Origin of the sequence: Neobacillus sp. WH10 (genome assembly GCF_030123405.1) — a bacterium.
In the GTDB taxonomy this organism is placed as follows: Bacteria; Bacillota; Bacilli; order Bacillales; family Cytobacillaceae; genus Neobacillus.
The window spans coordinates 4,575,869-4,589,056 of sequence record NZ_CP126110.1; the positions used below are offsets into that span (position 1 = coordinate 4,575,869).

The following is a 13,188-nucleotide window of genomic DNA, read 5'->3' on the forward strand; positions in this document are numbered from 1 at the left end:
AAAAAAAGAGCACAAGCTGCTGGGCCTGTGCCGTAAAAGGTATATATTTTTAAAAGGGGGTCAATTTCCCTTATCATACCTTATCTTTATTTCACTACTGTTACAGAAGAATTAAAACAGGATTACTTTTTCGTAAATTGTTTCTTTACTATAACTACTTCTTTAATTTCAGTTCTTCTTTTAGCTCTTCTACAAAATGCTGGGCACTTTGAGCCGCAATACTGCCGTCTCCGGTTGCGGTCACAATCTGACGCAGAGTTTTTTCACGAATATCTCCCGCAGCGAAAATCCCAGGCACATTTGTTTCCATGCGGTCGTTCGTCTCAATATAACCGTTTTCATTGGTAATGCCGAGGCTTTCAAATGGTTTGGAAAGCGGCACCATCCCGATATAAATGAAGACACCATCTGCTGGTAATGTTTGCTCTTCACCAGTTTGTGTCGAGACAAGTGTCACACTGCCCACTTTGCCGTCTTTGTCATTAATCGATTTAATCGTGTGATTCCATATAAATTCCACTTTTTCGTTTGCAAAAGCACGGTCTTGGAGAATCTTTTGTGCCCGAAGCTGGTCGCGTCTGTGAACAATGGTTACTTTAGAAGCAAAGCGAGTTAAATAAACGCCCTCTTCAACAGCAGAGTCCCCACCGCCAATAACATAAAGTTCTTTTCCTTTAAAAAATGCCCCATCACAAACAGCGCAATAAGAAACACCACGGCCGCCAAGCTCTTTTTCTCCTGGTACTCCTACTTTCTTATACTCAGCACCTGTTGAAATAATCACAGAGTATGCTTTATATTGTTTACCACCTGCGGTAACAAGTTTGTAATCACCGTGATCAACGATTTCCTTAATATCACCATAGGCATATTCGGCACCAAACTTTTTGGCATGTTCAAACATTTTTGTTGATAAATCAGGCCCTAAAATGCTATCAAATCCCGGATAGTTCTCAACATCCTCAGTATTGGCCATCTGCCCGCCCGGTAAACCGCGCTCAATCATGAGTGTTGAGAGGTTTGCGCGAGATGTATACACAGCAGCTGTCATCCCCGCAGGACCAGCACCGGCAATAATAACGTCATAAATTTTTTCTTCAGACATGGTTGTCACTCCTTATATAAAAAAATACGATTAAGTATTAACATTCCCTACTTAATCGTAATAAACAATCATATAATAGTCCATTTATCTGCTTAATTTAAATAGTTATTCACTAATTTTACATATTTGCTTATGGTTGCTGAGGATAGCCCATAACGCGCAGCAATCTCCTGCTGGGAAATTTTTTCGCTGCGAAGTTTGTGCCACAAGTACTCTACAGCCCCAGCCCAGGCACGTTTATTTTTCAAGCGGACACCTGTTTTATTGACTTCAACAAACACCGAGAACCACATCAAGTACAATCCTGCTTCAATCGCGCCAATCGGCTGATGATTTTCATAAAAAAGCTCTGCTATTTCCTGTGCATCTGCTGCCACCGATGGTTTTCCTGACTTAATTAACGAAATATACTCTTTTTCCAATGGTGTAAACTTATGATTCTGAAATAGCCGGTGTGAGGTGATGATTTCCTCTTTTTTGCTCGAAACGCTTGTTAGGAAAAGGGCAAATAGGCGTTCTTCGACATAATCGCTTTCCAGCTTTTGAAAAATAGATCCCTTAAAATCTTCAAATCCGTTTGTTCGTTCATTCTTATCATTCCACGGTTCTAAACCTTCCTTGTCAGGACTTATTTCGAGCACCTTTTTCCAAGCACTTTTTGCAAAGTTTTCATGGCCCGTGAAATATGCTGAATAGGAAAGCCAATAATAAAATGGTCCATCGCCATTAAAACCATGCTTATATAATTTTTTTAACCATAAATAGGCAAGCTCATATTCTCCAACTAATGCAAAAGTAGCTCCCAGCTTAAATTGATACTCACTTAGAAGGGGTTGAATTTTTTTCAAAGATTCCTTCAATTGCGCTACACTTTCTAATTGCCCTTGGTATTGAGCAAATACAAGCCTATTACATAAGGCGTGTAGATTCCCCGGATTTCGCTCCAGCACATCATCTAGGATCGCTTCCGCTTTTTCCACTTTACCTAAATAAAAATAAGCGAGAGCTAAATTGTTATAGGCAGACCAGTATTCCGGATATTCCTTGACAACATCCTTTAATACCTCGATTGCCTTTGGAAAATAACCAGACTCTAACAGCTCACGAGCCTGCTCTTGTTTGATGATGAGATCATCCTCTTGATAGAGCTCATCCTCAAATTCTTCTGCCTCTAGGGTGAGCACATCCAATAAATCCTCTGTGTCTTCCGAAAAATCACCATCAGGGTCCAGCTGTAAATAAAGCTTGCTGTGGTGATAAGCATCTTTAAAAAATCCCAAGTGGGCATAATTATTCGCTAAAAAGTAGTGGCATTCCGCCATTTCTGAGTCAAGCTCTTCAAGGATAAGATGCAAGAGTCGATTGGAATTTTCAAACTCGCCAAGTTCTGTTGACACAATCGCCAACTGGCATGTAATCATCGGTTCACCCGGCTCAAGCTGCATCGCCCGCCCAAGATATTTTTTTGCTTTTATAAAATCACGTCGATGGTATGCCTTTAAACCCTTCGTGAAATAATATTCCCCCGTAGGAACAAATGATAATATTTTCCCCTTTTGCATTCTTGCCTTCGCGTCTTTCACCATGAAGTCCTCCACATATTTCAACATAACTTATGTAGTATATCATATTTTGGGGGTATCCGAGAAGGGTTTGGAGTTTGATGGTAGTGGAAATCTAAAGACTTGCTGATTTAGCGAGCCTTAAGGAAGCCTCATTTTAAATCTGCTGGGAAAATGATCTTTTCCTATGAGTCAAAAAAACGGCCCTCGTTAGGACCGGTCTTTGTGTCTTTCTTCTAGTGTACGCAAAACCTCTTTGAATGAAAGTCCTTGTTCGACTAACAGCACTTGCAAGTGATAAAGCAAATCTGCCGCTTCCCATTTTAGTTCCTCATGGTCGCGGTTTTTAGCTGCAATAATCACCTCGGCGGTTTCTTCACCAACTTTTTTCAAAATCTTATCTATGCCTTTTTCAAAAAGGTAAGTTGTATAAGCACCCTCCGGTCGCTCCTTCTCACGATTGATAATCACTTTTTCAAGCGATTGTAAGATCTGATAGTCTCCCAAGTTAGAATTACCTTCCATAACACGTTCTGAAAAACAGCTTACTGCTCCAGTATGACAGGCAGGCCCTTTTGGATAAACAAGCACCAATAATGCATCTTTGTCGCAATCATAGCTCATGCTGACGACCGTCTGCGTATTACCGCTTGTCGCTCCTTTATGCCACAATTCCTGACGTGAGCGGCTGTAGAACCACGTTTCCCCAGTTTCAATCGTTTTTGCCAGTGATTCCTCATTCATATAGGCAAGTGTTAACACTTCTTTTGTTCCTGCATCCTGAATAATGGCAGGAACAAGCCCCTTTTCATCAAATCGAACGTTCATCGTATGCTCACTCCTTTTTCCCGCAAATAACTTTTTACTTCATGTACACTGGTTTCTTTATAATGAAAAATCGAGGCTGCAAGGGCAGCATCGGCTTTTCCTGCTAAAAATGCAGCTTCAAAATGTTGGGCATTCCCAGCGCCACCTGAAGCAATTACCGGAATAGCAACAGCTTCGCTAACCGCCTGAGTCAAGTCAAGGTCAAACCCGTTTTTCTCTCCGTCGGAATCCATGCTGGTTAATAAAATTTCTCCGGCACCAAGGTTAGCCGCTTCCATCGCCCATTCTACAGCTTTTTTTTCTGTAGGTTTTCTGCCGCCATGCGTATAAACGCGCCATGTTCCAAGTTCCGGATCAAATTTGGCATCAATTGCAACAACGATACATTGGGAACCAAAGTACCCAGCACCATCAAGGATCAAATCTGGGTTCAAGACAGCAGCGGTATTCAGTGACACCTTATCAGCACCTGCCCGGAGGATTTTCTTCATGTCCTCTAGTGAATTGATGCCACCACCAACTGTAAACGGGATAGCTAGTTCAGAGGCCACAGCCTTCACGACTTCAATCATCGTTTTTCTGCCCTCCACTGAGGCAGAAATATCAAGGAACACCAGCTCATCTGCCCCTTGTTCATCGTAAAAACGTGCAAGTTCAACAGGGTCACCTGCATCACGAAGCTGAACAAATTGAATACCCTTCACTACCCGTCCGTCCTTCACATCCAGGCAGGGAATAATTCGCTTTGTTAATGTCATTTGTGTTCCACCTCTTCCAATGCTTCCTTCAAGGTAAACCTATTTTCATATAGTGCTTTTCCAACAATTGCTCCACTAATACCTTCAGCGGCCGATAAAGCTTTTAAGTCGGCTAAACTGCTTACTCCCCCGGATGCGATGACATTTTTTCCAGTCACTTCGGCCATTTCACAAACAGCTGTAATATTTGGACCTGCAAGCGTTCCATCAGTGGCAATATCGGTAAAAATAAATGTTTCTGCTCCCGCATCCGCAAAACGTTTACCAAGTTCAACCGCCTTTAGCTTTGAGGTATCAAGCCAGCCGTGTGTTGCAACAAAGCCGTTTTTCGCATCAATCCCAACAGCGATTTTTCCCCTGTATTTTCTAATCATCTCAATCGCAAACTCGGGCTTGGCAACAGCAATACTTCCAATAATCACACGATCGATACCATTTTCTAAATAGTGGAGGATATCTTCCTCCGAACGAATGCCGCCGCCAATTTGAATATTTACGTTGCTTAGCTTTTGGGCGGCCTCAATCACAAATCGGTCATTTACCCGCTTACCATCCTTTGCCCCATCAAGGTCGACCATGTGAATCCATTCGGCGCCTGCCGCAGCAAAGCTTTGAGCCATATTAAACGGTGAATCCCCGTAGATTGTTTCTTTTTCATAATCCCCTTGGAGAAGGCGGACGCAATTGCCGCCCCGCATATCAATCGCCGGATAAATAGTGAAGCTCATTGTACCGCCTTCCTTTCCTCTACCATTTGTAAAAAGTTATTTAGAAGAGCCATCCCAAGCCTGCTGCTTTTTTCAGGGTGAAATTGCATCCCTAGGACATTGTCTTTACCGACTACAGCTGAAATTTGTTCATGGTAGTCTGTTTTCGCAAGGAGTACATCGGAGTTTTCTGCACCCACATAGTAGGAATGAACAAAATAGACGTAATCCTCGGTGAGATTTTTCAATAAAGGCGAAGCTTTGACAAACTCCAGTCGGTTCCAGCCCATGTGTGGAACTTTGTAGGATTCCCCCTGCTGGGTTCGCCCCGGAAAACGGCGAACCCTTCCTGGCAATAATCCTAATCCCTCGGTAGGACCATTTTCCTCGCTTTCTTCAAAAAGCAGCTGCATGCCAAGACAAATACCGAGCAGTGGTTTTCCTGTAGCTGCAAATTTCTTTATCGTTTCTGCCGGCAAGCGTTCCATTGCATCACGAAAGGAGCCTACCCCAGGGAGAATCAATGCATCTGCTTGAAGTAACTTATTGTTATCAGCTGAAATGAAATAATCGGCGTTTAAACGTTCGAGCGCCTTACTCACGCTGAATAGATTTCCCATACCGTAGTCGACGATCCCAATCACGTTGTTACCACCTTTTTTGGCGGTGATTGTCACCGCTCGAATTTTTCTCGTTTTTTTGGGCGGAGCCTGTCACCGCTCGTATTTTTTTGTTTTTTGGGGCGGTTCCAGTCACCCCACGAAGTTTATTGTTTTTGGCGGTGACTGTCACTGCTCGAATTATTGTCAAAAGTTTAATCTGCTATACACAGTGCCAGACGTGAAATCGGTGTCAGACACCACTCTAAAGCATTCCTTTTGTTGATGGGATACCTTTGATACGCGGGTCAATTGTTGTTGCTTCGTCAAGTGCCCGTCCTAAAGCTTTAAACACCGCTTCAATCATGTGGTGTGTATTTTTTCCATAGTGAACAATGACATGGAGATTCATCCGTGCCTCTAATGCAAGCTTCCAGAGGAATTCGTGCACGAGCTCGGTATCAAAGGTTCCTACCTTTTGACCAGGGAATTCTGCCCGCATTTCAAGATGCGGGCGGTTGCTGAGGTCGACCACTACCTGCGCTAAGGCTTCATCCATCGGCACAAACGCATTCCCATAACGCTTAATTCCACGCTTGTCACCGAGTGCATCACGAAGCGCCTGGCCTAAACAAATACCAATATCCTCGGTTGTATGGTGATCATCGACTTCGATATCACCTTGGGCATTCACAGCAAGATTGAATTGGCCATGTTTCGTGAATAAATCGAGCATATGACTTAGGAAAGGCACACCTGTTTCAAGCTGGGACTGGCCCTCCCCGTCAATTGCTAACGATAGTTGGATTTTTGTTTCATTTGTATTCCGTTCAATGCTTACCGTTCTATCCATATAAGGAACCTCCTTGAAATTCACTTTTTAACAAAACTCTTTAATTCTGCTTAACTGATATTACCGACTTCTTTGAGAGTTTTGTCTTTATCCTCCATATGCTATTTATCGTTTTTAAGTCTTATTTCCACCGCCCGTGCGTGTGCCTCTAGCCCTTCCTTACGGGCAAATGCGGCGATTTTTGCGCCATTTTCCCTTAACGCTCCTTCGCTGTAGACAATCACGCTAGATTTCTTTTGAAAATCGTCCACGTTCAGAGGGCTAGAGAACCGCGCTGTGCCGTTTGTTGGCAGCACATGATTCGGGCCGGCAAAATAATCGCCAACAGGCTCTGAACTATAACGGCCAACAAAAATTGCTCCGGCGTGACGAATTTTACCGAGAAGCTCCATTGCATTTTCCGTAATGATTTCAAGATGTTCCGGTGCTAACTGGTTCACCGTTTCAACCGCTTCATCAAGATCAGTAGTTACATAGATGGCTCCAAAATCCCTAATCGAAGGTGAAGCAATTTCTCGCCGTGGCAGCAACGCCAACTGCGTTTCGACTTCCGCTGCCACCTTTTCCGCCAATCTCAATGACGGGGTAACCAAGACACTGCAGGCTCTCGGGTCATGCTCGGCCTGTGATAGCAGGTCAGCGGCAACCTCGTCTGCTCTTGCTGTTTCATCTGCTAAAACTGCAATCTCGCTCGGTCCAGCAATCATATCAATATCGACATCGCCAAATACTTCCCGTTTCGCCAATGCCACAAAAATATTTCCTGGGCCGGTAATTTTATCAACAGCAGCAATCGATTCTGTCCCATAAGCAAGCGCGGCAATCGCCTGTGCCCCGCCAATTTTATAGATTTCTTTAACACCTGCTTCTTTTGCTGCAACGAGGACTGCCGCAGGCAATTTCCCATCACTGTCAGGCGGCGACACCATCACGATCCGCTTGACACCTGCCACTCTCGCCGGGATCACGTTCATTAAAACTGATGACGGATATGCCGCCGTTCCGCCTGGCACATACACACCAACCGAATCTATTGGGGTTATTTTTTGACCAAGAATCGTGCCATTCTCTTGCGCCGTCATCCATGATGGCCGAAGCTGCTTTTCATGAAAGGAGCGGATATTTTCTGCAGCTTCACGGATAATCGTAATCAATTGTTCTTCCACTTCAGCATAGGCGTTCTCAATTTCTTTTTCTGTAACGGAAAAAGTAGAAAGATTGACGCGGTCGAATTTTTCCGTAATCTCTCTTAACGCCTCGTCACCGCGCCCCCGGATTTCAGTAATAATTTTTTTCACAATGGCCTGCTGCTCGGAGGTGCCCGCTTCTATTGAGCGTTTGATTGAAACCAGCTCATTTACTTTTAAAATTTTCATTTATAACACCCTCCTTTAAACTACTTCACTAAGACGTGTCACCATTTCATCTATCTGTTTGTCTTTTATGCGATAACTAACTGGATTCACAATGAACCGCGATGTTACGCCGATAATTCTTTCATATTCGACAAGCCCGTTTTCCTTCAAGGTCCGCCCAGTTGACACAATATCAACAATCCGGTCGGATAAGCCAATTAACGGGGCCAGCTCAATAGACCCGTTTAATTTAATGATTTCAACCTGTTCGCCTTGCTCGCGGAAATAAGCTTCGGCAACGTTCGGATATTTTGTCGCAATTCTTGGAGCGATCTCGTTCATTTTTGTATCCGGAAGACCGGCAACAGCTAAATAGCAATAGCTGATTTTAAGATCAAGGAGTTCGTATACATCGCGCTCCTCCTCAAGCAAAACGTCCTTTCCGGCAATTCCGACATCGGCCACACCATGCTCAACATATGTAGCAACATCCATCGGCTTTGCTAAAATGAATCGCAAGCCCTCTTCGGCAACGTCAATAATTAATTTTCGCGAATCATCAAATTCCGGCGGAAGCTTATAGCCTGCTTTTCGAAGTAATTCAACAGCTTCTTCAAAAATTCGTCCCTTTGGCATGGCAATCGTTAGGATGTTACTCATCAACATGTCCTCCGATTAAATACGTAGTTTCAGCAAACCTTTTTGTAAAAGCATCAAGGTTTTTCACACCAGTAATATCCTGGAGCACGACCTTTTTTCCCTGCTCGTGCATTTCATCAGCCAAGCGAAAAGCTTCCTTTCGCCGCTCCTGACTGAAAAAAATGCAGTGAGTTTTATTATCAAGCTGGAAGTCCCCCAGCGCCTCAAGCAGCATGTCAATCCGAACCGCAAATCCGGTGGCACTAGCTTTTTTTCCAAACTTCTCTATTAAACTATAGCGGCCGCCATTCCCGATTGGAAAGCCTACATTCCCGGCATAAGCTTCAAATAAAATGCCGGAATAATAGCTCATATGGCTTACGATGGTAAAATCAAATTTCACAAACTCCTCTACACCATAATCCTCAACAACATCCCGAAGCTCTTTCAGCTCAATGATCGCATGCTTGCCTTTGTCATTTTCGATAATGTCGAGGGCTTTTCCGATGACTTCTTCACCGCCTCTTAATTGTAGGAGCTGTAGGAGCCTTTGTTTATCTATCGATGATAGCTGTAGTGAATTTACATGCTCACGGTAGCCAACATAATTTTTTTCATACAAAAATTTACGTAATTCATTTGCCCGGCTATTTGTTCCGAGAATTTGTACAAAAAGTTCCTGGGCAAAGCCAGCATGTCCAATCGACACTTGGAATTCGGTGAGTCCTGCTTGTTTTAAAGTAGAAATCAACAAAGCTATGACTTCGCCATCGCATGAAACGGTATCTTCATTCAAACATTCGATACCAATTTGCTCAAACTCTGCCGGGCGGCCGCCTTCACGCTGCTGAGCTCGGAAAACATTGGCGGAGTAAGCTAATCTCACGGGAAGATCCTCATCTAATAGCTTTGAAGCAGCTACCCGGGCGATTGGCGTGGTCATGTCAGGTCTGAGCACCAGGGTATGACCCTCTTTGTCGAGTAATTTAAAAAGTTGCTGGTCAACAATCGCTGACGCAGCTCCAACGGTTTCATAGTATTCAAGTGCCGGGGTTTCAATAAATTGGTAGCCCCAAAGTTTCATCGTATCCGCCATTGCTGTTCGAACACGATGTTTCTTTTCATATAACTCCGGCAGCGTATCGCGCATTCCTAAAGGCTTTTCAAACATAAATAAGCGACTCAAATTGTTCACCCTTTTTCATTTTGCTTTAGTCTGCTAAATTGGTAGTGAATTAAAGTTAATTATTTGTAGTTTACTCTTTGGCTATCGTTTCGTCAATGAAAAATTATTCCGATATCAGGTGGAGGGTTGCTGTTGAACGTGAATTCCGCGTACTTTTAGAATTATCCCGCGGGAATTCGAATTTTTCCCGCGGGTTTCTCGATTAATTTCGCGTACTTTAACAAGGATTCCGCCAATTTTTGAATTAATTCCGCCAAATCCTTTTTGATTACCCTTTTCATGATTATTCCCAATTTTTTTGCCTCCGTTGTATCCCCTTGCAGAGGATTCCGCCAACCTGAGCCGGATTTCCGCCAACTTTCTGGGTCATTCCGCCAAACTTGGCGATTATTCCGCCAACTTAAGATGAATTTCCGCCAAACTCATCTGTCATTCCGCCAAGTTAGCTTTTTCCATTTAGAAAATAAAAAAACCCGGTTTAAAAACCGAGTTCCTCTAAAAAAGTATATTTTATTATTCCCTACCATATATCGGGTCATCCGCCCAGCGTTTTTCCATTTCTTCCTTCGTATAAATCACACGCATCGGGTTGCCTCCGACGAACGCACCCGAAGGAACATCCTTATGGACTAGTGTCCCTGCCGATACAATCGCTCCATCGCCAATAGTGACGCCCGGAAGGATCGTGGAATTGGCACCAATCATCACTTCACTGCCAATCACAACCGACCCAAGGCGGTATTCTTTAATCAAATACTCATGGGCAAGGATGGTCGTGTTGTAACCAATGACCGTGTTACGGCCAACGCTGATTTTTTCCGGAAACATGACATCCAGCATGACCATTAAGGCGAAGGATGTTTGCTCTCCGACCTTCATCTTAAGGAAAGTACGATAAAGCCAATTCTTCATCCCTAAAAATGGCGTGTAACGCGCCATTTGAATCACAATAAAATTTTTAACAACCTTCCAAAAAGGCACGGTCTTGTAGACGTGCCATAAGGAGTTGGCTCCAGCGACCGGGTAACGGGTCGTATTCCTCATATTACTCACTCTCCGAGGATTTTTAATAAGTCATGCATGTGATCAAGGATGTAGTCCGGTTCGTATTTTGCAATGTAGTCTCTGCCTTTGATTGACCATGAGACGCCAGCCGCTTTTGTGCCGGCATTTTTCCCTGCTAAAATATCATGGTAATTATCGCCGACCATGATTGTTTCCGAAGGTTTAGCATCTAACTGCTCTAGCGCATTTAAAATAGGTTCGGGATCAGGTTTTACTTTTTTAACATGATCTAGTGCAACAATCACCTCGAAAAATTGATCAAGGTTCGTCAGGCGTAACCCCTTTAAGGCGGTATCGTGACGTTTCGTGGTGACAATTCCGAGTTTGTAGCCTTTTTCGTATAAGGTTTGAACTGTATCAAACACACCTTCAAATTCTTTCACAAGTGCATCATGGTTTGCGAGATTAAATGTACGATATTCCATTATCATCTCCTCAACACGATCCGGATCAACCGAACTAAATGCTTCATGAAGGGTCGGACCCATAAACGGCAAAACATCCTCACGGCTATACTTGCCAGGAAAATATTTTTCAAGCGTATGCAAATAAGTTGTAATAATTAATTCATTTGTATCGATTAACGTCCCATCTAAATCAAATAGAACTGTCGTAATTTTATTGTTCATAGGATGCATCCTTTCTTTTTACTAACCCCGAGCGTTTCCAAATCGTACCGACCAATAAAGTTAACAAAATTGCAACACCCAGACGGATTAAAAGCAGCGGCAGCACCGGGATGCCTAGCGGGACAAAGATTAATGTATCCTCAACAACCGCATGGCATGCCATTAGAAAAATAAATGCCAGCGTAATATCCTTTTTACTGACTCCATCTTCTTTCACGGCCTGGATCATCACACCTGCACCATATGCCAGGCCAAATAATAACCCGGCAGCCATCGTCGTTGAGGTATTTTCCTTCATGCCAAGCGTTTTCGTGATCGGAGACATCGTTTTGGAAAATTTATTTAACCATTGTAAGTCTTTTAAAATTTGAATCACAATCATGAGCGGGATGACAATCATCGCCAGCTGTAAAATACCAAGGCTTGCTTTTTGAATCGCCTCAAGCAAAATCTCAGCAACACCATCGGTCTGTGACGTGCTCTGCTGGATCAAGCCATACTTTGCAGTCTCACCGCCCCCATGCCAAACAAGATTAATTACGACTGCAGAGAGGAGGGCGAGCCCCGGCCTTGTGACTAGAACGACCCACAGCTTCACGCCGGCTTTCAACGCCACGCCTGATTCGATGAATAAATTATGTGAAAAGGACAGCATCACTGCCAAAATAAACACTTCTTTTACCGAAAAATCAAGCGTGAGAATCGCACCAATGGCTGCATAGAGGTTAAGGAAATTCCCTAGTACAAGCGGTATAGCGGCATCCCCGGACAATCCCAGAAGCTTCATTAACGGGGAAATCATTTCTATGACCCATGGCAAAACTGGTGTATATTGGAGCACTGCCACAATCAGTGTAACCGGAAAAATAATTTTCCCTAGAGTCCATGTCGTTTTAAAACCAACCAATAATCCCTTTTTCGATGAGCTTAATAGCATTTCCCCTAAGTTCCCCTCTTTAGTTCTAATTCATTTCTACAATCTTGCATGATTAGTGGCCATTATTACATGAACTGTGTCATTTACTACAAAAATCCAGATTACTTACTATATTTTTTGTAAAAAGTAGGAAATGCCTTTTAATTACTTTGGTCTAAATAGCGCTCTATTGTATTCTGTTTAGTTCGTCGATAGAGAATAATCCCAACTGATACAACAATCAAGACAATCGAAATCGTTTGCGCCATCCGCAGGCTGCCAAGCATTAGACTATCTGTCCGCAGACCTTCCACATAAAAGCGGCCGACAGAATACCAAATGACGTAGGAAAGAAACATCTCACCGCGGCGAAGATTCACGCGTCGCAGCAAAATTAATAGGAAAAAGCCGATCAAGTCCCAGATGGATTCATATAAAAATGTTGGATGGTAATACGTTCCATTAATATACATTTGATTGATAATAAAGTCCGGTAAATGCAGGTTTTCAAGGAACGACCTTGTCACTTCACCACCATGGGCTTCTTGATTCATAAAATTTCCCCAGCGGCCGATTCCCTGTCCGAGAATAATACTTGGCGCAGCAATGTCAGCAATTTTCCAAAAGGAAAGACCTCGTTTTTTGGCAAAAATAATCGTCGTAATAACTGACCCGATCAAGGCCCCGTGAATTGCAATCCCACCGTTCCATATTTTCGGAATCTCGGACAGATGATTGGCATAATAATCCCATTCAAAAATCACATAATAAATCCGTGCCGAAATAATTGCGATCGGAATCGCCCACAGCATCAAATCGGCAAACGTGTCCTTCGGCAGTCCCCTTCGATTGCCTTCCCTTATCGCTAGAAACAGCGCAAGTGCCAGGCCTGAGCCAATAATAATCCCATACCAGTGTACTTCAATCGGGCCAAGTGAAAAGGCAATTGGGTTAAGCGGCTGAATCGTTTCGTTCATTCTTATCTC

Annotated in this window: 14 protein-coding genes; all 14 read right to left on the minus strand. The window is 43.4% G+C overall.

Features of this window, described 5'->3' with window-relative positions; translation table 11 throughout:
• Positions 1-154 precede the first annotated feature (154 nt).
• The 14 genes from trxB to lgt all read right to left on the minus strand — a co-directional run bounded on the left by trxB (position 155) and on the right by lgt (position 13,179).
• The gene (gene trxB, locus QNH20_RS22470) at positions 155-1,105 is read right to left on the minus strand and encodes a thioredoxin-disulfide reductase (RefSeq protein WP_283920156.1); all 951 of its coding nucleotides are present in this window, start codon (positions 1,103-1,105) and stop codon (positions 155-157) included.
• Positions 1,106-1,197: 92 nt separating this feature from the next.
• Entirely contained in the window at positions 1,198-2,691 is a 1,494-nt protein-coding gene (locus tag QNH20_RS22475; protein ID WP_283920157.1) for a tetratricopeptide repeat protein, read from the minus strand.
• A 186-nt stretch (positions 2,692-2,877) separates the two neighbouring features.
• Entirely contained in the window at positions 2,878-3,495 is a 618-nt protein-coding gene (gene hisIE / locus QNH20_RS22480; RefSeq protein WP_283920158.1) for a bifunctional phosphoribosyl-AMP cyclohydrolase/phosphoribosyl-ATP diphosphatase HisIE, read from the minus strand.
• Positions 3,492-4,253, minus strand: coding sequence for an imidazole glycerol phosphate synthase subunit HisF (gene hisF, locus QNH20_RS22485; RefSeq protein ID WP_283920159.1), 762 nt, complete (start codon positions 4,251-4,253; stop codon positions 3,492-3,494). The genes hisIE and hisF overlap by 4 nt, the downstream gene beginning before the upstream one ends.
• A complete protein-coding gene (hisA, locus tag QNH20_RS22490) occupies positions 4,250-4,981 on the minus strand; it encodes a 1-(5-phosphoribosyl)-5-[(5-phosphoribosylamino)methylideneamino]imidazole-4-carboxamide isomerase (RefSeq protein WP_283920160.1) in 732 nt (243 codons plus the stop codon). Before hisA ends, hisF begins: the two co-directional genes overlap by 4 nt.
• A complete protein-coding gene (gene hisH / locus QNH20_RS22495; RefSeq protein WP_283920161.1) occupies positions 4,978-5,604 on the minus strand; it encodes an imidazole glycerol phosphate synthase subunit HisH in 627 nt (208 codons plus the stop codon). Before hisH ends, hisA begins: the two co-directional genes overlap by 4 nt.
• A gap of 220 nt (positions 5,605-5,824) precedes the next feature.
• Complete coding sequence (gene hisB, locus QNH20_RS22500; RefSeq protein WP_283920162.1) at positions 5,825-6,412, minus strand: imidazoleglycerol-phosphate dehydratase HisB; 588 nt, start codon at positions 6,410-6,412, stop codon at positions 5,825-5,827.
• A 101-nt stretch (positions 6,413-6,513) separates the two neighbouring features.
• The gene (gene hisD, locus QNH20_RS22505) at positions 6,514-7,788 is read right to left on the minus strand and encodes a histidinol dehydrogenase (protein ID WP_283920163.1); all 1,275 of its coding nucleotides are present in this window, start codon (positions 7,786-7,788) and stop codon (positions 6,514-6,516) included.
• Positions 7,789-7,803: 15 nt separating this feature from the next.
• Entirely contained in the window at positions 7,804-8,427 is a 624-nt protein-coding gene (hisG, locus tag QNH20_RS22510; protein WP_283920164.1) for an ATP phosphoribosyltransferase, read from the minus strand.
• On the minus strand, positions 8,420-9,592 hold the full coding sequence (locus QNH20_RS22515; protein ID WP_283920165.1) for an ATP phosphoribosyltransferase regulatory subunit: 1,173 nt from the start codon (positions 9,590-9,592) through the stop codon (positions 8,420-8,422). Before QNH20_RS22515 ends, hisG begins: the two co-directional genes overlap by 8 nt.
• Positions 9,593-10,105: 513 nt before the next feature.
• The gene (locus QNH20_RS22520) at positions 10,106-10,636 is read right to left on the minus strand and encodes an acyltransferase (protein WP_283920166.1); all 531 of its coding nucleotides are present in this window, start codon (positions 10,634-10,636) and stop codon (positions 10,106-10,108) included.
• A gap of 5 nt (positions 10,637-10,641) precedes the next feature.
• Positions 10,642-11,286, minus strand: a complete 645-nt coding sequence (gene ppaX, locus QNH20_RS22525) for a pyrophosphatase PpaX (protein ID WP_283920167.1) — start codon at positions 11,284-11,286, stop codon at positions 10,642-10,644.
• Positions 11,276-12,223: a nucleoside recognition domain-containing protein gene (locus QNH20_RS22530; protein WP_283920168.1), complete on the minus strand. Its 948-nt coding sequence runs from the start codon at positions 12,221-12,223 to the stop codon at positions 11,276-11,278. Before QNH20_RS22530 ends, ppaX begins: the two co-directional genes overlap by 11 nt.
• A 140-nt stretch (positions 12,224-12,363) precedes the next feature.
• Positions 12,364-13,179, minus strand: a complete 816-nt coding sequence (lgt, locus tag QNH20_RS22535; RefSeq protein WP_283920169.1) for a prolipoprotein diacylglyceryl transferase — start codon at positions 13,177-13,179, stop codon at positions 12,364-12,366.
• Between the last annotated feature and the right edge of the window lie 9 nt (positions 13,180-13,188).